Here is a 22,488-nt window from a genome sequence, read left to right as displayed (position 1 = left end):
CGGCTCCGGCCCGGCCCGGCGCCGGGTGATGACGCCTGCCCACACCCAGGAGAACCCGTTGACCACCCAGGAAACCGCGGCACCGGACGTGCTGCACCGACTGTCCTTCCTGGACAGACTGCTGCCGGTGTGGATCGGCCTCGCCATGGTCGCCGGGCTCGGTCTCGGCCGGTTCGTGCCGGGCCTGCAGGGCGTCCTGGACGCCGTGAAGATCGGCGAGGTGTCGCTCCCGATCGCCCTCGGCCTGCTGCTGATGATGTACCCGGTCCTCGCGAAGGTCCGCTACGACAGGCTCGACACCGTCACCCGCGACACCCGCACGATGGTGCTCTCGCTGGTGCTGAACTGGGTCCTCGGCCCGGCGCTGATGTTCGCGCTGGCCTGGATCTTCCTGGCCGACCTGCCCGAGTACCGCACGGGCCTGATCATCGTCGGCCTGGCCCGCTGCATCGCGATGGTGATCATCTGGAACGACCTCGCGTGCGGTGACCGCGAGGCCGCCGCGGTGCTCGTGGCGCTGAACTCCGTGTTCCAGGTGGTCATGTTCGGCGTGCTGGGCTGGTTCTACCTCGACCTGCTGCCCGGCTGGCTCGGGCTCGACACCGCCTCGGTGGACTTCTCCGCCTGGGAGATCGCGAAGTTCGTGCTGATCTTCCTCGGCATCCCGCTGCTGGCCGGGTACCTCAGCCGCAAGCTGGGGGAGCGCTCGAAGGGCCGGGAGTGGTACGAGTCGAAGTTCCTGCCGCGCGTCGGCCCGATCGCGTTGTACGGACTGCTGTTCACGATCGTCGTCCTGTTCGCGTTGCAGGGCGAGACCATCACGAGCCGCCCGCTCGACGTCGTGCGGATCGCGCTGCCGCTGCTGGTCTACTTCGCGATCATGTGGGCCGGTTCGTACGCGCTGGGCAAGGCCTCCGGCCTGTCGTACGAGCGGACCACGACCCTGGCGTTCACCGCCGCGGGCAACAACTTCGAGCTCGCCATCGCCGTCGCGATCGGCGTGTTCGGCGTGACCTCGGGGCAGGCCCTGGCCGGTGTGGTCGGGCCGCTGATCGAGGTGCCCGTGCTCGTCGGACTCGTGTACGTGAGCCTGTGGTTGCGGCGTCGGTGGGCGGCCCGTGCCGAAGTCTGACGTCGTGGTGGTCGGCGGCGGTCAGGCTGGTCTGGCCGCCGCCTTCCACCTGCGCCGCGCGGGTCTGTCCCATGTGGTGCTCGATGCCCAGCCGATGCCGGGCGGTGCGTGGCCGCACGGGTGGAACTCGCTGCGGCTGTTCTCGGTCGCGCGCCACAGCTCGTTGCCCGGCTGGCCGATGCCGGCCTTCCCGGACGGCTACCCGACCGCGCAGCACGTGGTCGACTACCTGACCGCCTACGAGAAGCGCTACGACGTGCCCGTGCACCGGCCGGCCGTGGTGCGCTCGGTGAGCCGCGCCGGCGACGAACTGGTGGTGCACACCGACTCCGGCGACTGGACCGCTCGGCACGTGATCAGCGCGACCGGCACCTGGTGGCGGCCGTTCCGGCCGTTGATGGACCTGCCGGGCCGGCAGTTGCACACCGTCGACTACCGCGACCCGCGGGAGTTCGCCGGGCAGAACGTCGTCGTGGTCGGGGGAGGGAACTCCGGCGCGCAGATCGCCGCCGACCTCCTGCCGCACGCGGCCCTGACGTGGATGACCCGCCGCCCACCGCGCTACCTGCCCGACGAGATCGACGGCAAGGCGCTGTTCGACATCGCGAGCCGCCGCGCGGGCGGCGTCGGCGCGCTCGGCGACATCGTGGCGGTGCCACCGGTGCGGGAAGCCCGGGACAGCGGACTGCTCGTGGCCACACCGGTGGACCCCGGCGCGCTCGCGCACGCCGACGTCGTGATCTGGTCCACCGGGTTCCGCCCCGCGCTCGGGCACCTCGGGCCGTTGCGGCTCCGCGGCGAGAACGGCCGTGTGGCGGTGGACGGCACGACTGCGGTGGGGGAACCACGTCTGCACCTGCTCGGCTACGGCGGCTGGACCGGAGCCGCGTCCGCGACGCTGATCGGCGTCGGGCCCACCGCGAAAGCCACTGCGGCGCGGATCGCGACGTCGCTCGGCTGACGCTCCGGCGGTGACTACGCGGGGGCGCGATCCCCGTTCACACTGGCCAGCAGCGCGGCCATCCGGTTCGCGGTCTCCGGACGCGCCCGGTAGTAGACCCAGGTCCCGCGGCGTTCGGAGTCGACCAGCCCGGCCTGCTTCAGCAGCTTGAGGTGGTGCGAGATCGTCGGCTGCGACAGGTCGAAGGCCGGGGTCAGGTCGCAGACGCACACCTCGCCCGACGGCCCTGACGCGATCATCGAGAACAGCCGCAGGCGCACCGGGTCACCGAGCGCCTTGAAGACCGAAGCCATCTCCTCGGCCTGCTCCTTGGCGAGCGGTGCCTCCGACAGCGGCTCGCAGCAGCCCTGGCCTTGGTTCGACATACTTCAATATTGACGCGCCTTCGCCCCCGGTGCAACCATGGCATAGATAAACGTCTATACAACCTGGAGGGGTGCCTCGCATGAGTGAGCAGACCGAGCTGCGCGAGACCGTCCGAGCCCGCTACGCCGCCGCCGCGACCGCCGTCGCCGGAGGTGGTGGCGGCTGTTGCGGCGGCGAGGCCGTCGAGGTCGACGAGACCTTCGGTGCCTCGCTCTACCCGGCGGCCCAGCGCGACGAGCTTCCCGCCGAGGCGGTCGCGGCCTCGCTCGGGTGCGGCAACCCGACCGCGGTCGCCGAGCTCGGGGAAGGCGAGCGCGTGCTCGACCTGGGGTCCGGCGGCGGTATCGACGTCCTGCTCTCGGCCCGCCGCGTCGGCCCCACCGGCAAGGCCTACGGCCTCGACATGACCGACGAGATGCTCTCGCTGGCGCTCTCGAACGCAGCCAAGGCCGGCGCCACCAACGTCGAGTTCCTCAAGGGCGACATCGAGTCGATCCCGTTGCCCGGCAACACCATCGACGTCGTCATCTCCAACTGCGTCATCAACCTCTCCGTCGACAAGCCCGCGGTCTTCGCCGAGACCTTCCGCGTCCTGCGCCCCGGTGGCCGCCTCGGCATCTCCGACGTCGTCGCCGACGACCACCTCACCCCGGCCGAGCGCGCCGAGCGCGGCTCCTACGTCAGCTGCATCGCCGGGGCCCTCACCTTCGCCGAGTACCGCGCAGGCCTGGAGGCCGCCGGCTTCGCCGACATCGAGATCACGCCGAGCTTCCAGGCCGCGGACGGCATGCACTCCGCGATCGTTCGCGCCGTGAAGCCCCTCGAGGTCGTGTCTCCCGCGGCGCAGAGCGCCGGCTCCTGCTGTGGTGTCGACGCGTGCTGCACCGCGGACGAGCAGCCGGTCGCCCCGAACCTCACCGCGGCGGAGGCGAAGTCGGCGGCAGGGTGCGGCTGCTCGGCGTGAAAGTCCGGCCAGGCGGGACTTGCTGACGGGGCCGTTCCCCGAAGATCTCCCGGGAACGGCCCCGTCGCGGCCTGTCAGGCCCGGTCGGCCCACCACTTTCTGGCCGGTCTCGCCGGGCGTGGAGATCGGGGTCGTAGTACGGGGGCGGTGATCCAGTCCACCTGCCGGTGCGGCCGCCACGAACGAAGTGCCGGCCTCCGAGCTTCAGTCCCATCGGGTGTCCCGCCGGTCGAGGCGGCGCCGCCGGAGTCCCTGCGCCAGTTCAGGTCGACGGGCACTTGGCCTGCGCCGCGGCCGCGACCACGATGTCCGGCTGGACCGGCGGCGTGGAACCGTGTCGTCGAGCGCCTACTCGGTGAACATCGTGAACGACCGCATGCGGTCGAAGTCCTTCGCGGTGAGGTCCTCGGCCCTTATCAGGAAGCACCCGTAGTAGACCTCGCTCTGCGTCGGGAACTGCGCGAGCGGCAGCCACTCGTCGACGAGCCGCTGCTTCTCCTCGCTCCGCAGGCGCCACCGTTCGTCGTTCGACAGCCCGGAGCTCGCCGCCTGCTGCTGGACGCTGTCGAAGGACATCTGCGCGTGCGGGTCGTCCGAGCTGCCGATGTTGCGGCAGTACCCGCCGAGGTGCAGCGTGTACCGGTGGCGGTTCTTCCCGTCCGGCCAGAGCTCGTCGACGAGCTCGCACAGCTGCTCGAGGTGCTTCAGCTCGTCGAAAGCCTGCTTCACGGTGTCGGTCTCGAACTCGACGTTGCGGTCGACGATCCAGTCCGGCAGTTCCGGCAGCACCTGCGCGGTGATCCGCTGCTCGGGGATGAGGAACGGGATGCTCTCGCAGAAGTGCGTCTCGGAGTCGTGACCGGGTGGCGGCGCCGCCTCCTGCGTCTGCGTTCCCTCGGGAACGTGCACAACCCGCGCGTAATCGGTAGAGGGGTGTTCTTCCATGTCTTCCTCGTGGTGCAGGAAGAACAGCAGCGATCCGTCCGCCGGAAGATCGAGCCCCTCGGCTCGCGGCAGGGTGGCGCAGTCCACGGAACCGATGAACGGCAACGGGAAATCGCCGCCCGGCCAGTCCGCGCCGACCGGTAAGAGGGGAAGGCCTCCCATCCGGCCGGCGGCTCTCTCGCCGTCTTCGGCCGGAAACGTCCAGACCGCGAACCGGAGGTGTTCGGCGAACCTGACGGCTTCGTCCTCGGGAATGCCTCGATCGACCGCAGCATCGCGGAACTGTTCAAAACGATCCATGTCGCAGCATGATGGCAGACCGGTGAAACCGCTCTCACGCGTGTCCCGATGCAACGGTGTGCTGAGTTTCGATCAGAGCTTTCCCTTTGGGCGCCGATGGAATTGCCGCGGAACGTGCTCGGCACCGGACCCGGGATCGCGGTGGTCCGGCAGCCACGCATCTCCGTCGAGCAGCGTCGACATCACTCCATCGGCGGCGCGCTGCCGGAACTGATGTGCGCACGAGTTGTCAGAACGTCGCGGCAGGTGCGCCGAATGTTCCCCAGCCTCCCTCAGAAATGTTGCGAAAGTTCACAAGGTCGTGAGAGGTGACCTCCTGACCTGCTTTCCGGCTGTCAGGCGAACGCGTGAACAGACGGCCGTTCAGGTGGTGTGGCGGTCGTCGCATCACGTAATGGCAACTGCGTCTTGATTGGCGCCTTAGGTTAGCTTTACCTTGTCGGCGCCCTGTGTGACCTGGGGATTGGCCGAGGAGGACCGCTGGTGAGGCGCCAAGTACGGACCGTGACGCTGGTGGCGGCGCTGCTGGCGTCGACGGTGACGGCGTGCAGTTCCGCGAACGACCTGATCATTTACTCCGGCCGCAACGAACAATTGGTCGGCGCCCTCCTGGAACAGCTGGAGGACGTCGTCGGAATCGATGTGGAAGTCCGCTACGGCGGCAGCGGCGAAATGGCCGCGCAGCTGCTGGAGGAAGGGCAGGGCACCGAGGCGGACGTGTTCTTCTCGCAGGACGCCGGCGCGCTCGGGGCGGTGGGGGAGCAGGGCAGGCTGGCCGAGTTGCCGGCGGACGTGCTCGGCATGGTGCCGGAGAGCTACCGGGCGAAGGACGGGCGCTGGGTGGCGACGAGCGCCCGTGCGCGTGTGATCGCCTACGACCCCCGCGTCGTCGAGGAGACCGAGTTGCCCCAGACGATCGACGAGGTCGTCGACCCGAAGTGGAAGGGCAAGGTCGGCTACGCGCCGACCAACGGGTCGTGGCAGGCCTTCGTGACGTCCGTGCGGGTGCTCAAGGGCGAGGACTTCGCCAAGGACTGGCTCGAGAAGTTCGCGGCCAACGAACCGAAGCGGTTCGACAACAACATCAGCATCCTCAAGGCCGTCGACGAGGGGCAGCTCCCGTTCGGCCTGATCAACCACTACTACTGGTACGCCTCCGCCGCGGAGAAGGGCGGCGAGGCGAACATGAAGGCGAAGCTGCACCGGGTCGGGGGTGGTGACCCCCTGGCCCTGGTCAACGTGGCGGGTGCGGCGGTGATCCAGGGCTCCAACCAGAGCGAGGCGGCGCGGAAGGCCGTGCGGTTCCTGCTGTCCGAGCAGGCGCAGCGGCACTTCGCCGACCAGACCGCCGAGTACCCCGCGAACCCGGCCGTGCGGTCGAGCAAGCACCGACTGCCGCCGATCACGGACCTGCAGGCGCCCGACATCGACCTGTCCAAGCTGTCGTCGTTGCAGGACACGGTGAAGCTGTTGCAGGAAGCGGGGTTGTCCTGAGGCCCGGCCACCGGGCCGCGCCTGTACTGACCACGCTCTCCCTCCTCGTCGCCGCGGTGGCCGTGCTGCCGCTGGCGTACCTGGGTGTGCGTTCGTTCGAACGCGGCGGGGGCGTCGTGTGGGACGTGCTGGCGAGGACCCGGACCGCGGAACTGGCGCTGCGCAGCGTGTCGCTCGCGGTGGCGGTGACCGCCGCCTGCCTCGTCCTCGGAGTGCTCGGCGCGTGGCTCGTGGTCCGGTCGGACCTGCCGGGCCGCCGTGCGTTCGGTGTGCTGCTGGTGCTGCCGCTGGCGGTGCCGTCGTACGTCGGCGGGTTCACCTGGATCTCCTTGGCGCCGGATCTCACCGGGTTCGGCGGCGCGTTCGTCGTGCTGACGCTGGTGTCGTACCCGTACGTGCTGTTGCCGGTGGCGGCCGCGTTGCGCACGGCCGACCCGGCGGTGGAGGAGGTCGCCCGGTCGCTCGGCCGCACGAGGTCGCAGGCGTTCCTCTCGGTGACGGTGAGGCAGGTCCGCCCCGCCGCGCTCGCCGGCGGTTTGCTGGTCGCGCTGTACGTCCTGAGCGACTTCGGCGCGGTGTCGTTGATGCGGTACGAGGCGTTCACGCTCGGCATCTACACGAGCTACCGGGCGACGTTCGACCGCACGCCGGCGGCGGTCCTCGGGCTGGTGCTGGTGGTGCTCGCGATCGCGTTGACGCTGGGGGAACGACGAGTGCGCGGCGTGGTCGCGCATCGGGGCCGTCGCCGGCCCGCGACCGTGCCCCTGGGGCGTGCTCGCGTGCCCGCGCTGGCGGGGGCGGTCGTGCTGGTGCTGCTGACGCTCGGCGTGCCGGTGGCCAGCCTCGTGTGGTGGCTCGTGGCCGGCACCTCGACGTTCTCCGTCGCCGACGTGCTGGCGACGACGGCGAACACCGTCGCGGTCTCGGCGTTCGGTGCCCTGCTCACGCTGGTGTTCGCGCTGCCGGTCGGAATCCTGGCCGCCCGGCACCGCGGGCGGCTCGTGCGCGGAGTGGAACTTGCCGGGTTCGCGGGACACGCTTTGCCGGGCATCACCGTCGGCCTGGCGCTGGTGTTCTTCGGGATCCGGTTCGCGCCGGCGCTCTACCAGACGCTGCCGATGCTCGCGTTCGCGTACGCGGTGCTGTTCCTGCCTTTGGCCGTGGGAGCGGTGCGCACGGGTGTCGCGCACGCACCGCCGGTGCTCGAGGACGTGTCGCGGTCGCTGGGGCACGGGCGTTGGCGGACGGGGCTGCGGGTGACCGTGCCGCTGGCCGCGCCAGGGGTGTTGGCCGGCACCGCGCTGGTGTTCCTGACCTGTGCCAAGGAGTTGCCGGCGACGTTGCTGCTGCGACCGACCGGAGTGGACACCCTGGCGACGGAGTTGTGGACGCGCACCGAGGTCGCCGCGTACGCCGCGGCGGCGCCGTACGCGGCGGTGCTGCTGGTGGTGGCGGCGATTCCCGCCGTCGTGCTGGACAGGTTCCTGGGAGGTGAGCGGTGAGCGGCTTGACGGTGAAGCGACTGGTCGCGGGCTACGGCGGTGACCCGGTGCTGCGCGAGGTCGACTTCGAGGTGCAGGAAGGCGGGCTGCTCGCCGTGCTCGGGCCGTCCGGCTGCGGCAAGACGACGCTGCTGCGCGTGCTCGCCGGGTTCCACCCGATCTCCTCGGGCGAGGTGTGGCTGGGGGAGCGGCGGCTCGACGACGACGTGCCTCCGGAGCGCCGGGGCATCGGGATCGTGCCCCAGGAAGGCGCGTTGTTCCCGCACCTGAGCGTCGCGGGCAACATCGGATTCGGGCTGCGCCGGGGCGAGCGCGCCGCACGGGTCGGGGAACTGCTCGACCTCGTCGGGCTGAGCGGGTTCGGGCACCGGATGCCCTCCGAGCTCTCCGGCGGGCAGGCACAACGCGTCGCGCTCGCGCGTGCCCTCGCGCCACGACCCGCCGTCGTGCTGCTCGACGAACCGTTCTCGGCGTTGGACGCCGGTCTGCGTGAAGAGCTGCGCGCTGACGTGCGCGCGACCCTGAAGGCCGCCGGTGCGACGGCTCTGCTCGTGACGCACGACCAGGAAGAGGCGCTGGGCATGGCCGATCTCGTCGCGGTGCTGCGCGACGGCGCGGTGGCGCAGCTCGGGAGGCCGCAGACGATCTACTCCGCACCGGCCGACCTCGGCGTCGCCCTGTTCGTGGGCGAGGCCGTGACGTTCCGCGGTGTCGCGGGTTCCGGCCAGGTGGACACCCCGCTCGGGACGCTGCCGACGTCCGGCGAAGGCCCCGGCACGGTGTTGCTGCGCCCGGAACAGCTCGTGCTCGGGCCGCACGGCATCACGTCCACTGTGGACGACGTGCTGTTCCACGGCCACGACGCGACAGTTCTGCTGCGTCTCGCCGACGGCACCGTCGTCCGGTCGCGGGTGCAGGGCGAGATACCGGTGCGAGCGGGTGACTCCGTCTCGGTGTCGGTGCGCGGGTCGGCGTCGTTCTTCGGGGACACGCCGTGACGGCCACAGCGGACCTGGGGTTCGCGCACACCCTCGGCGCCCACGGCGACCGGCCGGCGCTCGTGACGGAGACCGGTGCGCTCACCTACCGCGACCTGGACCAGCGGGTGTCGGCCGCCGCCGAACGACTCGGCACGACCCGGCGACTCGTGCTGCTGGCCGCGGAGAACGACGTCGAGTCGCTCGTGGTGTACCTGGCCGCGTTGCGCGGCAGGCACCCGGTCGTGCTCGCTGCCGCTGCCCAGGTTGCGGCACTCACCACGACCTACGACCCGGACGTCGTGATCTCGGGAGCCTGGCAGGAAAGGCGCGCCGGCACGGTGCACTCGCTGCACCCCGAGCTCGCGCTCCTGCTGTCCACCTCCGGCACGACCGGATCACCGAAGCTGGTGCGCCTCAGCGCGGACAGCCTCGCCGCGAACGCCGCCTCGATCGCCGAGTACCTGGACATCCGGCCGACCGACCGCGCCGTCACGTCGCTACCGCTGCACTACTGCTACGGGCTCTCGGTCGTGAACAGCAATCTCGCACGAGGTGCCGGGCTGGTGCTCACGAACCGATCGGTGATCGAGCCCGCGTTCTGGGACCTGGTGCGCGACCACGGGGCGACCAGCCTGCACGGAGTACCGCACACGTTCGGCCTGCTCGACGGCATCGGTTTCGCCGACCTCGACCTGCCGAGCCTGCGCTACGTGACGCAGGCGGGTGGCCGGCTCGGAGCGGACGACGTCGTCCGCTACGCCACCCTGGGCGCCGAGCGCGGCTGGCGGTTCTTCGTGATGTACGGCCAGACCGAGGCCACCGCCCGGATCGCCTACCTGCCGCCGGACCTCGCCGCCGCGCACCCGGCCGCGATCGGCGTGCCGGTACCCGGTGGACACCTGCGGATCGACGACGGTGAACTCGTCTACAGCGGACCGAACGTGATGCTCGGTTACGCCGACTCCCCCGCCGATCTCGCCGCCGGCCGCACGACGTTCGAGCTGCGCACCGGGGACCTCGGGACGGAGTCCGGCGGCCTGTTCACGGTGACGGGCCGCAAGAGCAGGTTCGTGAAGCCCTTCGGCCTCCGGGTCGACCTGGACCGCGTGGAACGCTCGCTCGCCGCCGACGGCCTCCGTGCTGCCTGCGCCGGCGACGACAACGGCCTGGTCGTGGCCGTGCAGGGCGACGCGGACCGCGCGGCCCGCCTGGTGCGCGCCTTCACCGGCCTGCCCGCGACCGCCGTCCGCACCTATTTCGTGACCGCGCTTCCCCTGCTACCCAACGGAAAGGTCGACTACCGGACCGTCGCGGCACCACCCGGACGCGAGGGCACCTCGGTGCGCGAGGTGTTCTCCTCGGTCCTGGGCGTGCGCTCGGTTCCCGCAGACGCGACGTTCACTTCGCTGGGCGGCGACTCGTTGCGCTACGTGCACATGACCGTCGAACTGCAACGCCTGCTGGGCGACCTGCCGGCGTCGTGGCCGACCACGCCGGTGTCGCAGCTCGAACAGCTCCGCGCAACGCACCGCCGCATCCCGTTGATCGACACCACGATCGTGCTGCGAGCGCTGTCGATCCTGCTCATCGTCGGCTCGCACGTCGGCTTCTTCAAGCTCCTCGGCGGCGCGCACCTGCTGCTCGTGGTCGCGGGCTGGAACATCGCCCGGTTCCTGCTCCCCGCCGAACCACGGCGGCTCCTGCGGGCCACCGCGCTGATCGCGGTCCCGACGTCGCTCTGGCTGACCTACCGGACGGCGGTCACCGACGACGTGACGCTCGACAACGTGCTGCTCGTCAACAACTTCACCCGCGTGGGTGCCGCCGGGTACTGGTTCGTCGAAGTCGTGGTGCACGTGCTCGTGTTCTGCGCCTTGGTTTTCGCGGTTCCCGCCGTCCGGCGCTGGGAACGACGTCACGGCTACCTCTTCGCTCTGGTGCTCCTCGCCGCCGGGCTCGTGCTGCGGCTGAGCGTCGAGGGAGACTTCTTCACCCGCAACATGACCACGGTCGGCGCGGCGTGGTTCATCGCGCTCGGCTGGGTCGCGCAACGCTCGCCGGCGTGGTGGCAGAAGTGCCTCGTCGTGCTGGTCCTGGTCGCCATGGCCGCCGGTCGCATGGAGGACCTCTCCCGCGAGATCGTCCTGATCGCCGGAGTGGTCCTGCTCCTGTCGCTGGCGCACCTGCCGGTGCCGCGCTTCCTGCTGGGCCCGATGAGCCTGCTGGCCAGCGCGTCGCTGGCGATCTACCTGACCCACTACGCGGTGTTCCCGCACCTGCAGCCCCAGGTACCCGCGGCGATCGTGTGGGCGGTGTGCATCGGGGTCGGGTGTTCGGCGTGGTGGGGGATCGTGCGCGTCACCAGAGCGGCGCGTTTCCTGACTGTGCACCGAGATCACGGAAGGATGCGATGACTCGGTCACGGGCGCACGTGCGGCGTGGGTTGGGTGCGGGATTCTCTCTGATCATCGGCGCCGTCGAACACGATCACGCGGTCCGCCGCCACAGGCCGACGAGAACCACCAGGCGGCGACGGTCACCACCTCGGCGCGGGTGCGGCTGCCGCCCCAGCCGTGGGCCGCGGGTGAGGAGCAGGCGGCCTGGTTCGAGGAGTGGTTCCGCGCCACTCGCGGCACGACCGGCTCGCCGCGGTCCCGGTCGGGCTCAGAACGTGGGGCAGTACTCGCCGGGGGGACAGTGGTACAGCAGCGACCCGACCCAGGTCAGCAGCCACACCGCGAACGGCCCGAGGAACAGCACCACGACGGGGAGCAGCGCGTAGGTCGGGATCAGCAGCACGGCCGTGAGGACGGACTCCGGGGGCCAGCAGCCCGACCGGCCCGCCCCGATCCGCAGGACGACGCCCACGAACGCGGCCAGGCAGACGAAGGTCAGGGCCAGTGCCGGTGCGGGGGACGTCGCGATCCAGGCCAGAGCGGTGAAGCCCCAGCCGAAGTCGGGGTGCTCGGACAGCCAGGACACCTCCAACGCCGCGCCGCAGCCCGCCAGGAGGCCGAACACCGCGGCGGCGATCAACGACAGGACCAGGGCGGATCGGCCCTCGGAAGGCCATTCGGACGTGCGGGTGTGCGGTGCCTGAGCCATGGGGACACCTCGCAATGAATACTCCGTTTCAGAGTATGTCTATACTCCGAAACGGAGTATTCGGCAAGGTGGTGGAGGCGTTGTGGCCGACAGGAAGCTCACCACGGTGTCCTACGGCATCCTGGGCCTGCTCGGGCTGCGTCCGCACACGCCGTACGAGCTGGCGCAGCAGTTCAAGCGCAGCGGCACGTTCTGGGCGACGGCCGAGAGCGTGGTCTACAGCGAGCCCAAGGCACTGGTGGCCCGCGGCCTGGCCTCGGCGGCCGCCGAGGCCAACGGCGGGCGCCGCCGCACCCGGTACTCGATCACGCCGGCCGGGCGTGCGGAGCTGCGTCGCTGGTTGGCCGACCCCGCCGTCGAACCGCAGTTCCAGCTCGACGCGATGATGAAGATCCTGTTCTCCGACCACGGTGACCAGGACGATCTGCTCGGCGCCATCGAGGCGATGCGCGCCTGGGCCGACCGCACCCAGGCCGGCGCGGCCACGATCACGCACGACTACGCGACCGGCGACGAGCCCTACCCCGGCCGGGCGCACATCGTCGGCCTGACCCAGGCGTACCGGGTCGGGCTCGCGCAGATGACCCGGCAGTGGGCGGACTGGGCCGAGCAGGAGGTCCGGAGCTGGACCGACACCCGCAACGGTCCGCACCCCGCCGACCTGCTGGCCAGGCTGGGCGTGGGCGAGACCCCCTGGTAGCACCGACGCCTGGTCGAGGTCGCGACCCGGCTCCCCACCAGACGTCGGTCCCTGTTGTCGCTCAGTCCGAGAGCGGCAGTGGACATGCCGTCCAGCGCGGGAATCGGCCGGCGCGCACCAGGCGGTGAGGGGCGGGAGATCCTGTCACCGATCAGCTGCAGCGCCAACGACTACGAGGGCACCGCCGGCAACCCGGTCGACGTCACCGACCTCGACGGCAAGGCGATCTGGTTCGTGGCGATCATCGGTCTGCGAATCGGTGGCCAGGTCGTGGCGCGCCAAGCAGCGAAGAAGACGGCGCAGCAGGTGGCCAGCCGAGCGGTGAAGAACCGCTCCTTCGTCCCCTTCCGGGGCACCAGAGCTCCGAAGGTCAGGCGCGGAAGGACTGGCTCGACCAGAACAAGTGGATCTGCTCCACCCGCGGTGACAAGATGAGGCCCCACCAGAAGGGCGTCCGGGGCTGCACCATGCACTGGGGTAACCGTTGGCGCGCAACGCAGTGGCGCTGGCGCGTGTTCGGTGAGCGGTCAGGCGAAGAACGGTGAACCACGATGAGTCAGCGAGCGAGCAAGTCGGAAGAACCCAAGGCGAAACGGCTGAAGTGGTTCTTCAGCGACCCCAAGGGATCGTCGTGCTTCACCTCTTTGTCCGTCGCCGTGGAAGACGCGCCCGTGCACGCGGTCCTGCGTGCCGAAAGCGGCAAGTGGCACTTCCTGTCCGAGGCGGACGTGAACGGCGAGGAGGAGGGCTACGCCATGTCGACGCTTGGGTTCATGGTGGAGCACTACCCGAACCTTGTGCCGCTGTACGCACTGGAGAAGAAGTGGGCGGCGGTCTGGGACCCGTCGACGAACTTCTGGCAGGTGTTCGAGGCGGGCGAGTCCTGGGGCCGCTTCGTCGACCGCACGAAGGTGTGAAGCCTTCCTCCGACGGAGGACGCCCGGTGCACCTGGACAGTGCGCCGGGTGTTCCACTCCTTCTCGCTCCATCTTCAGACACAGCGACGCGAACCGCGTCGCGCTGCGCACAGAAAGAGTCATGTTGCGGCGTCTTGTGACTTTCCTCGTAGCGAAACGAGTTCTGCGTCCGGCACTCGCGGCCGTGGCTGCCACGGCGCTCGCCGCGGCGTTCGCCAACGGGTCTCCGTACCCTGCTTCCGCCGACGCACCGGACCTGCGGCCGCTCGCGTTCGCCGGGCCGGCGGCTGCCGGCTCGAGCGTCGTTCTCGGCCCGCCGATCAGCAGGCCGTCCACGACGCCGTCGACCGGCCCTTCCGGTAGGCCGTTGCTGCCGTGGACTCCGGTGCCGCGGCCCGCCGCCCCGTGGTTCGCGGATCGTGTGGGCAACGCCGCCCAGGTGATCTCCGTGGTGGGCGCGGGCGGGTCGGATGCCACGCTGTCGACGTGGCAGAGGTCCGGCAGCGGCTGGGGGCAGGTGCTGGGCGGTGTCGCGGCGAAGGTCGGCGCGCCCGGTATCTCCAGCTCGTACGGGGAGTCGTCGTCGGCGACGCCGGCCGGGGTCTTCGGGATCACCGGCGCGTTCGGCAGGCAGGCCGATCCGGGCGCGGGCGTGTCGTACTTCCGGGCCGACAGTTCGGACTGGTGGGTCAGCGATGTCAACAGTCCCCTCTACAACACGCACCAGCGATGCGCACGGGGAACGTGCCCCTTCAACGAGAGCAAGTCGGAGAACCTCGCCGAACAGGGCGCGGTGTACGACTACGCCCTGGTGATGGGGGTCAACGAGCAACGCGTCCCCGGAGGGGGCAGCGCGTTCTTCGTGCATGTCACCAACGGCGCCGCCACCGCCGGATGCGTGGCGATTCCGGCGGACGTGCTGGTGTCGGTCATGCGTTGGGTTCGTCCCGGCACGGTGATCGCCTTGACTCCGCGATAGCACCCCTCAGCAGGCGGCTCAGTGTAGGACGACGGTGGCGATCGGCGCACTCGTCGGGCCAGGTGATCCACCGGCGGGTTCGGTGGTGAGAACGGCCTCGTCGGCGCCGTCGATCCCGCTCACGAGCATCGACGTCAGCGTGCCCGCAGGACGTGCGGTTCCAGCTGATCGCGGCCCGTTGTCGCGCACCAGCCACAGTTGGTAGACCCGGTCGTGGGGCAGCTCTCGCAGGCCTTCCGCCAGGAAGAGCATCTCATCGCGGCCGCGGGATACCGCTACGCCGGCGGACCTGTCCTTCGCGCTGAGGAGTTGCAGATCCGGTGCCGACAGCAGGTCGCCGACGTGCGTGCGCGGAGACGCGACCACGGAGGGAACGGCGGGGGAGATCAGCGCTCCGTGCACGACTCCCACCACGGCGGCGACCACGCAGGCGGCTGCGACGAGAGCCGTCGCGCGCCGGAAGCCTTGGGGTCGTGAGGAAACGGCCACGGCCTCCGCGTCGGGAGGCACCTGCTTCACGAACCTGACCGCGTCCAGCACGGAGAGCCTCAGCGCGACAGGGGAGACGGAGGAGACCGCGCTGCCGAGCCGGGCGGCGGTCGCCCTCAGCTGAGCTACTTCGTCCGCACAGTCACGGCACCTGTCCAGGTGTGCTTCGAACTCCGGTCGTTCGGCATCGGGCAGCGCGTCGAGGGAGTGGGCGCCGGTCGCCAGGTGCGGATCGATCGCACGCGTCATCACCGGGTTCACGGTTCTGCTTCGAAGCCGATCTTCGGCCGGATTGCTCCGGCCGCGGGCGCTCCCGCACCGGCGAGGCGAACGGCCCGCTCCCGGGGGCAGGAGCGGGCCGTCCGGAGTGGACCCGTCAGAGACCCAGGTCTAGGTCGTTGAGCACGCCGCCGACGTTGACGTCGCCGAGGTTGCCGGAGATGTCGCCGATCTGGCCGATGTCCCCGACGTGGCCGACGCCGGTCACGTCGCCGAGGTTGCCCACGTTCGACACGACGTCGGTGACGTTGCCGACGTGGTCGAGCGACAGGTCGTTGCCGGTGACGTTGCCGATGGTGGAGGTGATGTCGCCGTTGAGCACGTCGGTGACGCCCAGGTCGCCGGTCTGCACGCCGCTGGTGACGTCGCCGACCACATTGGTGACATGCGTGGTGTCGAGCAGTTCGGTGCCGTTGGTGATGTCGCCGACGGTGTTGGTCACGTCGAGGTCGGTGACGGTCTTGGTGACGTCGGTGAGCTCGTTCCCGCCCACGACGTCCAGGGCGCTGGACGGGTCACTGAGCACGTCGAAGCCGTTGGTGACGCCGTGCACGGCCGCGGTCAGGCCGGAGACGGCGCCGACGACGGTGTTGTCGTCGAACTGCTGGCCGACGGTGTTCTGCAGCGTGCTCATCAGGTTGAGCTGGTCGTCGAGCGACAGGTCGGAGATCGAGCCGAGGTCGCCCAGCGAGGAGACCGGGGCGAAGTCGAGCACGAGCGGCAGCAGTTCCTGGATGTCCGCCGGGTGCACGTCGCCGAGGCCGGCCGCGTCGAGCGAGCCCTGCGGGTCGAGCTGGAAGGCCGACCGGGCGTCGGGGTCGCCGAGGAGGTTGAGGGCGAACTCGTTCAGCGTCTGCGGCAGGGTCACGTCGAACTCCAGGTGCGTCGTTGGTGCTTGTGCCACTCAAAGTTAGAAAAGGTCGGCCATTCAGCACATCGGGTGACGTGCCTGGTCCTGTCGGGGAGGGCTGGATCCGGGATTGATGCCACTTTCGGTAGGGGAATAGGGGTGTCTCCCTATCCGGGCGGCGTGACCAAACCTGAACGGGTGATGCACCGAATTACTGCTGAAGAGGTCGGTCACCAGGAGGTTCACGCGCTCATGTCTCGGCTGTCGGACCTGCCCTTGTTGCTCGACAGCGGGACGACCCGAACGCTCGAACGCGCGCGGAGCGCGGACCACGTCGTGCTGACCGGCCCGGCCGGATGCGGCAAGACGGCGGTGCTGCACACCTTCGACCAGCTGGTCCTGGTCGATGACGGACACGCGCTCGCCGACGGCGAGGTCGACCGGCTGCTGGAGGAGGTCGTCGCCGGGGGCCGGCTCGTCGTCGCGCATCGGCCGTGGCCCGACCACCGTCCGCTCACGCGCCTGATCAGCGGGCTGCCCGGCACCGTCGTCCGCGTCCAGCTGAGATCGCTGTCCCGCGCGCACGTCCGTTCTCTCGCGGAACACGTCCTGGACGCCGGGGTCGACGAGGAGTTCGCGGACCGCCTGCACGAGCGCACCGGCGGCACACCGGCGTTCGTGCTCGACGAACTGTCCCCGGACCCGCGCACCACGTTCGCCCGGCACTTCGACGGGCTGTCGGTCGCCGCGGCCGACCTCCTGCTGGCCCGCGCCCTCGACGCACCCTTCGACGTCGGACTCCTCGCGACGGTGCTCGCCCTGGACCTGCACACGGTGTCGGAGTCCATCGAGGCACTCAGGTCGGCGGGCCTCCTGCGAGTCGACGGGACCCCGCTTCCCGCGGCCGCCGACGCGATCGAAGCCCTCGCGCCGGTGGAACAGTGCGCCGACCTGCTCCGCAAGCTCGCGCTGGCCCAGGTCGAACAGGCACGACCGGTGTCGGCCTACGCGCGTCGGCTGCTGGAGTTCGGTGTGACGGACCCCGGCCTGGGTGACGTGTACGCCGCCGCCGGCGACGAGGTGATCACCGACGATCCCGGGCTGGCGGCACGGCTGTTCGCCGCTGCGGGCACCGGCTCCTCCGCTCTCCTGGCGCGAGCCCGCGCGCTCAGCGGTGATCTCGACGGCGCCGTGGATGCCGTGGACCTGGAACACGCCGACGCGGACGCCCTGCTGGTCGCGGCGTCCGTGCTGACGTTGCGCGGACAGGTCGGGCGCGGCGGCGAACTGCTCCAGCGCTCCGACAACGGACTGGCGCTCGGCTTCGCCGTCACCGGACTGCTCGGCGCGGGCAGGCTCGACGAGGCCCGCACCGTCCAGTTCGGCGTCCGCTCGCAGCCCGCCAGAACGCTCACCGACACCCTCGGGCACCGCCTCGCCGGCGTGGTGCTCGACAGCGTGACCGGTTCGCCGATGACCGCCGTCGCCGCCGCGGTGGCCACGGCCGGGGTGAACCAGTCCGGATCGCGCGCCTCGGTGCAACCGGACAGCCCCACCGCGCTCGCCGCGCTGATCTGCGTCCACGCGGGCGAGCTGACCGTGGCGAAGTCGTTGCTCGCCAAAGCCGTTCAGGCGGACGACGGCAAGGGACTGCACGCCGGCAGGCACCGGCTGTTGCTGGCCTTCGCGGAGCTGTTCACCGGTGACGTCGACGCGGCTCGAGAGCTCGCCCGGCGCAACGGTCGCCCGGAGCCGAGGGAAGCGCTGTTCGCCGCGGCGCTGGAACTCGGGATCACCCGCCGGGCGGGGGACCTGCGCGCGCTGCGGTCGGCGTGGGAACCGGCCCAGCAGGCCCTCGTCGTGCACCCCGTCGACCTCTACACGTTGATCCCGCTGGCGGAGATCGCCGTCGCCGGTGCCAGGATCGGCCAGTACCACCGGGTCGAGACGCACGTGAACGAGGCGTGGTCGCTGCTCGCGGGACTCGGCGACCCTCCGCTGTGGACGGTTCTGCCTCGCTGGCACGCCTTTCACGCCGCGCTGCTGCTCGGTGATCAACCGTCCGCGGAGGAACACCTGGCGGTGCTGGAGGAAACCGCCCGAGAAGTCCCGTTCGCCCGCGCGCTCGCCGACGCCGCGCGGTGCTGGAACTCGGCCGGTCGTGGCGAGGTGGACCACGCGGCGGTCGAGGCGGCGGCGCAGGAACTGCACGCGTACGGCATGCGCGCGGACGCGGCACGGCTCGCCGGGCACGCGGCCATGCACACCACGGACCGCAGGACGATGACGCAGCTGCTCGACATCGCCCGCCAGTTCCACGGCACCCCGGGGCAGGGAGCCGCCGGCGCTGAGGGTTTGAGCGACCGCGAACAGGAGGTCGCTGCCTTGGTGCGCGACGGCCTCACCTATCGCGAGGTCGGCGACGCGCTGTTCATCTCGGCCAAGACCGTGGAGCACCACGTCACCCGCATCCGGAACAAGCTCGGCGCCAAGAACCGGCGAGAGCTGGAACGCGCGCTGGAAGACGTCGACCTGTCCGCGGTCAGGTAGCCGCACCACCGGGGCAGCGGATCGGGTTGCTCGGCCGACAGCGATCCGATCGGCCGTGTGGAACGAAGAAACCGATGTGAAGCTCAGTGACCGGCTCGCCGCCGCGACGATGCACGCCACCGCGCGCTGGACCGTGCGCTACGGCGAGGTGCTCCGCTTCGCCGGATCGGACCTGCCCCGGCCCCGGCTGATCCGGGTGCCCACCCGCCACGGCCGCGTCCGCGTGCACGTCTACCGGCCGCTCGCCGAGCCGGTACCCGGCGCCGCGCACGTCCACTTCCACGGCGGCGCGTTCCTCATGCGCTACCCCTTCATGGACGACTGGTGGTGCCGCTACCTCGCCGCGACGACCACCGTGCCCGTGCTGAACGTCGACTTCCGGGCCGCGCCCTACGTCGCCTATCCCGTCGCCCACCACCAGTGCCACGACGTCGCGGAGTGGGCCGCCCAGGGTGGCGGGGACCTCGGGCTCGACGGCGACCGGATCTCCGTGGGCGGGTTCTCCTCCGGCGGCAACCTGGCCGCGTCGGTCGGTCTGCAGGCCCGCGACGGCGGACACTGGCTGCCCGCCCTGCAGGTGCTGGGCATCCCCGTGCTGGACTTCCACGGCGAGAGCGGCCACGACGAGCGGGGCATGATCACACCGCAACTGCGCGCGCTCGTCCGCCGGGTCTACTTCCCGGATCCTGCCAGCCGGCTGGAGCCCTGGGCTTCTCCTTTGAGGGCACCGGATCTGTCCGGCCTGCCGCCCGCCGTGGTGCTGACCGCCGAACGCGACGTTCTCCGCCACGACGGCCGGCGTTACGCGATGCGTCTGCGTGAGGCGGGGGTACCGGTCCACCACGACGAAACCCCCGGCGCGGACCACTACTTCCTCACCGAGAACCCGGTCCGGGCTCGGACCACCATGGCCATGGTCGCCGAGTCCATCAGAAGCGCTATCGCGGAGGGAACGTCGAAGACAGAGTGACCGCGCCGGCGGCGTCGCGAACCACGAAGCCCGAGGCGTCGGCGCGCAGCACCGAGCTGTTCAGGTTGCAGCGCATGATGTTCGTGCCGGTGCCGATGAACGAGCCCGCGGACACCTCGCCGCCGTCGGTACTGGTGACGACGACCCGGTAGGTCTGCCCGGCGGCGAACCCCTGTCCGTCGAGCTTGATCTCGACTCCCCAGGTGTGCGGGACGATCGACGCCTCCGCCGTGACCCCGGGAGCCTGCTGGGTGAGCGCGACCGGTTCGAGCGGCGCGGTGGGACGCAGATACCACCACGTCGCGCCTGCGAAGACGACGGCAGCGGCGGCCGCGGACAGGACCAGAACCCGCCGTCGTTGGCCGCGTTGGGCGTCCACCCGCCGCACGACCACCTCTTCCAGGTGCGCGGGAACGGCGACGTCGTCGGGGTTCACCTGGGCCAGCGCGCGCACGACGGGGGCGAGTTCGGCGACGGTGCGCCGACAGTCGGCACAGTCGTCGAGGTGGTCCTGAACGGCCGTGAGCTCGATGCCGGTGAGGTGGTTCAGGACGTAGGCGCCGAGCAGTTCGATCCGCCGCCGGTGCACGAAGTTCACAGCCGCACCCCCATCTCCTCCATCGCGAGCCGCAGCGCCTTCAGCCCGAAGAACACCCTGCTGCGCAGCGTCACCTGCGACACACCCAGCTCCGCCGCGATGTCCCGATAGGACCGGCCGCGCAGGTAAGTCTCCACCAGGGCCACGCGGTGGTGGTCGCTGATCCTCAGCAGCGCCTGCGCCACCAGTCGCTGGTCGAGCACCGCGTCGGCGTGATCGGAGATCGCCTCCGGCCGGTCCGCCGCCACCGCCGCGTGCAGGCGCCGGTCGTGCCGGGCACGCGCCCGCGCCTCGTCGATGACGACGTTGCGGGCGATCGCGAACAACCACACGCGCAGGCTGGCCAGGTCCGGGTCGAACCGCTCGGAGGACCGCCACGCCCTCAGGAACACCTCCTGCACGGCCTCCTCGGCCGCAGGACCGTCCCCGAGCTGCCGGAGGGCGAAGCGGTAGAGCTCCGGGCCGTGCGCGGCGTAGACCGCTCTGAGGTCCAGGTCCGCCCGCTTGCCGATGATCGCCATGAGCTCCCCGTCGCCGCTCCTGAAAGCCGGTTCGTCGCCGGGGTCGCCACAGATGGGTCTGATTTGTTCGGTTCGCGCTTCAACACCGGACCCGGACGCGTCGTACACACCTGTGTTCCGCGTCCACAGGCCCAGGGAGAAACCATGCGCATCGCCCGCACGACCGCCATCGCCGCCGCGGCCGCACTGCTCGCCGGCGTGCTCGGCGCCGCACCCGCGTCGGCGTCCGCGGACCAGCTCCGCGTGCACCTGCTCACCGACGACGGCGTGCTCAGCACCCGCACCTGGTCGTCTCCGCTGTTCGCCCAGCACCGCGTCCGCGTCACCGGCCTCGAGGCACACGACCGCCTCGCCGGCATCGACGTACGACCCGCCACCGGCGTCCTGTACGCCATCGGCAGGTCCGGCCAGCTCTACACCCTCGACGCGCGCACCGGCCGTGCCACCGCGGTCGGCACCCCGATCGCGCTGAACGGCACCGCGATCGGCTTCGACTTCAACCCGACCGTCGACCGCATCCGCCTGGTCACCTCCACCGGCCAGAACCTGCGCCTGGTCCCCGACACCGGCGCGCTCGCCGCCACCGACGGACCCCTGGCCTACGCGCCGGGCGACCGCGCGGCCGGCAACACCCCGAAGGTGTCCGCGGCCGGCTACACCAACAGCGTCGCCGGCGCGACGGCCACCACGCTCTACGACATCGACAGCCACAAGGACACGCTCGTCACCCAGGGCACCGCCGCCGGCGTCACCCCGGTCGTCTCCCCGAACACCGGCCAGCTCTTCACCGTCGGCAAACTCGGTGTCCCCGTCGACAAGGCCAACGGCTTCGACATCGCCACCGTCAACGGCCGCCACCACGCCCTCGCCGCGGTGAGTCCGGGCCTGCTCGGTGGCTCACTGCTGGTGAAGGTCAACCTCGAGACCGGTCGCGCCTCGGTCGTCGGACTCGCCGGCGGCGAGGTCGTCGGACTCGCGTTCGCGAAGTAGCCGCACCGCTGGAGTTCCTCCGCTCACTGCCATTGCGGGCGTTGCGGAGGAACTCCAGCACGGCGAAGCGCGGTTCCTCGGTGAGCCGAACGTCGTCGACGGCACAGGGTGGCACGGACCTGTTCGCGTACCGCTTGGAGGTTCACGGGAAGAAGTCCCGCTACATCGTGCTGGTCGTGTCCGAGCACTACCTGAACAGCGGCTGGACCGACCGGGAACTGCAGTCGGCGCTGGAGACGAGGCTCCGGGGCAGGGACAACGCCCTGCTGCCGTTGCGGCTCGACGACACCGAGGTGCCCGGTCTGCCGCAGAGCACCGGCTGGATCGACGTTCGCAGCGACGAGGACTGGGCGATCGAGTCCGTGGTGGACCTGTTGGTGGCCAAGAGGACGAAAGGCGAGTCGTCCGCTCGGATGAGGCGACGACGGGCGCTGCTTCTCGGCGCCGGGGGTCTTCTGCTCGCAGGAACGGGAACCTGGTTCGGGCCGATCTGATCGGTCGCGCGACTCCGGGCGGCGAGCTGTGGCACCGGGCTTTCGAGTCGGCCTGTTTCCCGGTCGTGAACGGGAGGACGTCGTGTTGTCGTTGCGCGACCGGTCCTGGATCCACCACAACATCCTCGGCAGCGGCAACTGGACCGTCGTTGAGGACGTGGCAGGTCTGAGGCCGCGCACGGACGGGCCGATCGAACTGTCCCCGATCACCCTCGGCTGGTCGCACTTCGCGGTCAACAACCTGAGGCACCGCAACGCCGGTCTCAGCGTCGTGCGGGACGACCCGTCCGACGGGCGTCCGGCACGTCGGTCGGCGCCGCCGTGGACGGCTTCCCGATCAACGAGCCGATCTGGGTCACCTCGGCGGAGGGCGTCAGGAAAGACGGGACACCCCTGCCGGTG

22 protein-coding genes are annotated in these 22,488 nt (G+C 70.7%); 15 read left to right on the top strand and 7 right to left on the bottom strand.

Going from position 1 to position 22,488, the window contains the following annotated elements:
- Window positions 1-28: 28 nt before the first annotated feature.
- Together arsB and ABZX02_RS18285 are read left to right on the top strand one after the other, a co-directional pair.
- Window positions 29-1,132 carry an ACR3 family arsenite efflux transporter gene (gene arsB / locus ABZX02_RS18290; RefSeq protein ID WP_355299550.1) on the top strand — a complete coding sequence of 368 codons (1,104 nt, stop codon included), beginning with the start codon at window positions 29-31 and terminating at the stop codon, window positions 1,130-1,132.
- Window positions 1,119-2,093, top strand: coding sequence for an ArsO family NAD(P)H-dependent flavin-containing monooxygenase (locus ABZX02_RS18285; protein ID WP_355299548.1), 975 nt, complete (start codon window positions 1,119-1,121; stop codon window positions 2,091-2,093). The genes arsB and ABZX02_RS18285 overlap by 14 nt, the downstream gene beginning before the upstream one ends.
- A 14-nt stretch (window positions 2,094-2,107) precedes the next feature.
- Here ABZX02_RS18285 and ABZX02_RS18280 read toward each other — a convergent pair whose 3' ends face one another.
- A complete protein-coding gene (locus ABZX02_RS18280) occupies window positions 2,108-2,458 on the bottom strand; it encodes a metalloregulator ArsR/SmtB family transcription factor (RefSeq protein ID WP_355299547.1) in 351 nt (116 codons plus the stop codon).
- An 80-nt stretch (window positions 2,459-2,538) separates the two neighbouring features.
- Between ABZX02_RS18280 and arsM the strand changes: the two genes are divergently transcribed.
- On the top strand, window positions 2,539-3,423 hold the full coding sequence (gene arsM, locus ABZX02_RS18275; RefSeq protein WP_355299545.1) for an arsenite methyltransferase: 885 nt from the start codon (window positions 2,539-2,541) through the stop codon (window positions 3,421-3,423).
- 348 nt (window positions 3,424-3,771) lie between these two features.
- Here arsM and ABZX02_RS18270 read toward each other — a convergent pair whose 3' ends face one another.
- Window positions 3,772-4,668, bottom strand: coding sequence for a DUF1963 domain-containing protein (locus ABZX02_RS18270; RefSeq protein WP_355299543.1), 897 nt, complete (start codon window positions 4,666-4,668; stop codon window positions 3,772-3,774).
- Window positions 4,669-5,151: 483 nt separating this feature from the next.
- On the opposite strand from ABZX02_RS18270, the gene ABZX02_RS18265 reads away from it, so the two are divergent.
- The 4 genes from ABZX02_RS18265 to ABZX02_RS18250 are packed head-to-tail and all read left to right on the top strand — an operon-like array spanning window position 5,152 to window position 11,058.
- Window positions 5,152-6,162 (top strand): iron ABC transporter substrate-binding protein, encoded by a 1,011-nt coding sequence (locus ABZX02_RS18265; RefSeq protein WP_355299541.1) that lies wholly within the window; start codon window positions 5,152-5,154, stop codon window positions 6,160-6,162.
- A 56-nt stretch (window positions 6,163-6,218) separates the two neighbouring features.
- Window positions 6,219-7,664 (top strand): iron ABC transporter permease, encoded by a 1,446-nt coding sequence (locus tag ABZX02_RS18260; protein ID WP_355299540.1) that lies wholly within the window; start codon window positions 6,219-6,221, stop codon window positions 7,662-7,664.
- On the top strand, window positions 7,661-8,662 hold the full coding sequence (locus tag ABZX02_RS18255; RefSeq protein ID WP_355299538.1) for an ABC transporter ATP-binding protein: 1,002 nt from the start codon (window positions 7,661-7,663) through the stop codon (window positions 8,660-8,662). The genes ABZX02_RS18260 and ABZX02_RS18255 overlap by 4 nt, the downstream gene beginning before the upstream one ends.
- The gene (locus tag ABZX02_RS18250; protein ID WP_355299536.1) at window positions 8,659-11,058 is read left to right on the top strand and encodes an AMP-binding protein; all 2,400 of its coding nucleotides are present in this window, start codon (window positions 8,659-8,661) and stop codon (window positions 11,056-11,058) included. The genes ABZX02_RS18255 and ABZX02_RS18250 overlap by 4 nt, the downstream gene beginning before the upstream one ends.
- Window positions 11,059-11,308: 250 nt before the next feature.
- Here ABZX02_RS18250 and ABZX02_RS18245 read toward each other — a convergent pair whose 3' ends face one another.
- Entirely contained in the window at window positions 11,309-11,749 is a 441-nt protein-coding gene (locus ABZX02_RS18245; protein ID WP_355299534.1) for a hypothetical protein, read from the bottom strand.
- Window positions 11,750-11,831: 82 nt separating this feature from the next.
- Between ABZX02_RS18245 and ABZX02_RS18240 the strand changes: the two genes are divergently transcribed.
- The 4 genes from ABZX02_RS18240 to ABZX02_RS18225 all read left to right on the top strand — a co-directional run bounded on the left by ABZX02_RS18240 (window position 11,832) and on the right by ABZX02_RS18225 (window position 14,345).
- On the top strand, window positions 11,832-12,449 hold the full coding sequence (locus tag ABZX02_RS18240) for a PadR family transcriptional regulator (protein ID WP_355299532.1): 618 nt from the start codon (window positions 11,832-11,834) through the stop codon (window positions 12,447-12,449).
- A gap of 84 nt (window positions 12,450-12,533) precedes the next feature.
- Window positions 12,534-12,884: a hypothetical protein gene (locus tag ABZX02_RS18235; protein WP_355299530.1), complete on the top strand. Its 351-nt coding sequence runs from the start codon at window positions 12,534-12,536 to the stop codon at window positions 12,882-12,884.
- A gap of 116 nt (window positions 12,885-13,000) precedes the next feature.
- Entirely contained in the window at window positions 13,001-13,366 is a 366-nt protein-coding gene (locus tag ABZX02_RS18230) for a hypothetical protein (protein WP_355299528.1), read from the top strand.
- A 184-nt stretch (window positions 13,367-13,550) separates the two neighbouring features.
- On the top strand, window positions 13,551-14,345 hold the full coding sequence (locus tag ABZX02_RS18225; RefSeq protein ID WP_355299526.1) for a L,D-transpeptidase family protein: 795 nt from the start codon (window positions 13,551-13,553) through the stop codon (window positions 14,343-14,345).
- Window positions 14,346-14,363: 18 nt separating this feature from the next.
- Here the strand turns inward: ABZX02_RS18225 and ABZX02_RS18220 are convergent, their stop codons facing one another.
- Together ABZX02_RS18220 and ABZX02_RS18215 are read right to left on the bottom strand one after the other, a co-directional pair.
- Window positions 14,364-15,083, bottom strand: coding sequence for an anti-sigma factor (locus ABZX02_RS18220; RefSeq protein WP_355299525.1), 720 nt, complete (start codon window positions 15,081-15,083; stop codon window positions 14,364-14,366).
- 127 nt (window positions 15,084-15,210) lie between these two features.
- Window positions 15,211-16,017 (bottom strand): IniB N-terminal domain-containing protein, encoded by an 807-nt coding sequence (locus tag ABZX02_RS18215; RefSeq protein ID WP_355299523.1) that lies wholly within the window; start codon window positions 16,015-16,017, stop codon window positions 15,211-15,213.
- Window positions 16,018-16,215: 198 nt separating this feature from the next.
- Between ABZX02_RS18215 and ABZX02_RS18210 the strand changes: the two genes are divergently transcribed.
- Window positions 16,216-18,513 carry a helix-turn-helix transcriptional regulator gene (locus ABZX02_RS18210; RefSeq protein ID WP_355299521.1) on the top strand — a complete coding sequence of 766 codons (2,298 nt, stop codon included), beginning with the start codon at window positions 16,216-16,218 and terminating at the stop codon, window positions 18,511-18,513.
- Window positions 18,514-18,589: 76 nt separating this feature from the next.
- Entirely contained in the window at window positions 18,590-19,483 is an 894-nt protein-coding gene (locus ABZX02_RS18205; RefSeq protein WP_355299519.1) for an alpha/beta hydrolase, read from the top strand.
- Here the strand turns inward: ABZX02_RS18205 and ABZX02_RS18200 are convergent.
- Both ABZX02_RS18200 and ABZX02_RS18195 read right to left on the bottom strand, forming a co-directional pair.
- The gene (locus tag ABZX02_RS18200) at window positions 19,452-20,081 is read right to left on the bottom strand and encodes a zf-HC2 domain-containing protein (protein WP_355299517.1); all 630 of its coding nucleotides are present in this window, start codon (window positions 20,079-20,081) and stop codon (window positions 19,452-19,454) included. The genes ABZX02_RS18205 and ABZX02_RS18200 overlap by 32 nt on opposite strands.
- The gene (locus ABZX02_RS18195; RefSeq protein WP_355299515.1) at window positions 20,078-20,602 is read right to left on the bottom strand and encodes a sigma-70 family RNA polymerase sigma factor; all 525 of its coding nucleotides are present in this window, start codon (window positions 20,600-20,602) and stop codon (window positions 20,078-20,080) included. Before ABZX02_RS18195 ends, ABZX02_RS18200 begins: the two co-directional genes overlap by 4 nt.
- 144 nt (window positions 20,603-20,746) lie before the next feature.
- Between ABZX02_RS18195 and ABZX02_RS18190 the strand changes: the two genes are divergently transcribed.
- Complete coding sequence (locus tag ABZX02_RS18190; protein ID WP_355299514.1) at window positions 20,747-21,592, top strand: DUF4394 domain-containing protein; 846 nt, start codon at window positions 20,747-20,749, stop codon at window positions 21,590-21,592.
- Window positions 21,593-21,672: 80 nt separating this feature from the next.
- Window positions 21,673-22,086, top strand: a complete 414-nt coding sequence (locus tag ABZX02_RS18185; RefSeq protein ID WP_355299512.1) for a toll/interleukin-1 receptor domain-containing protein — start codon at window positions 21,673-21,675, stop codon at window positions 22,084-22,086.
- Window positions 22,087-22,488 lie beyond the last annotated feature (402 nt).

Origin of the sequence: Lentzea sp. NPDC003310 (assembly GCF_040610935.1) — a bacterium.
Taxonomy (GTDB): Bacteria; Actinomycetota; Actinomycetes; order Mycobacteriales; family Pseudonocardiaceae; genus Lentzea.
The sequence above is the reverse complement of the archived record's forward strand: the minus strand, read 5'-3'. Positions and strand labels throughout refer to the sequence as shown.

Coding starts and splice junctions, on each gene's coding strand:
- ABZX02_RS18280 (WP_355299547.1), bottom strand. CDS start 2,458: ATGTCGAACCAAGGCCAGGGCTGCTGCGAGCCGCTGTCGGAGGCACCG.
- arsB (WP_355299550.1), top strand. CDS start 29: ATGACGCCTGCCCACACCCAGGAGAACCCGTTGACCACCCAGGAAACC.
- ABZX02_RS18195 (WP_355299515.1), bottom strand. CDS start 20,602: ATGGCGATCATCGGCAAGCGGGCGGACCTGGACCTCAGAGCGGTCTAC.
- ABZX02_RS18190 (WP_355299514.1), top strand. CDS start 20,747: ATGCGCATCGCCCGCACGACCGCCATCGCCGCCGCGGCCGCACTGCTC.
- ABZX02_RS18245 (WP_355299534.1), bottom strand. CDS start 11,749: ATGGCTCAGGCACCGCACACCCGCACGTCCGAATGGCCTTCCGAGGGC.
- ABZX02_RS18270 (WP_355299543.1), bottom strand. CDS start 4,668: ATGGATCGTTTTGAACAGTTCCGCGATGCTGCGGTCGATCGAGGCATT.
- ABZX02_RS18235 (WP_355299530.1), top strand. CDS start 12,534: ATGCCGTCCAGCGCGGGAATCGGCCGGCGCGCACCAGGCGGTGAGGGG.
- ABZX02_RS18230 (WP_355299528.1), top strand. CDS start 13,001: ATGAGTCAGCGAGCGAGCAAGTCGGAAGAACCCAAGGCGAAACGGCTG.
- ABZX02_RS18220 (WP_355299525.1), bottom strand. CDS start 15,083: ATGACGCGTGCGATCGATCCGCACCTGGCGACCGGCGCCCACTCCCTC.
- arsM (WP_355299545.1), top strand. CDS start 2,539: ATGAGTGAGCAGACCGAGCTGCGCGAGACCGTCCGAGCCCGCTACGCC.
- ABZX02_RS18210 (WP_355299521.1), top strand. CDS start 16,216: ATGTCTCGGCTGTCGGACCTGCCCTTGTTGCTCGACAGCGGGACGACC.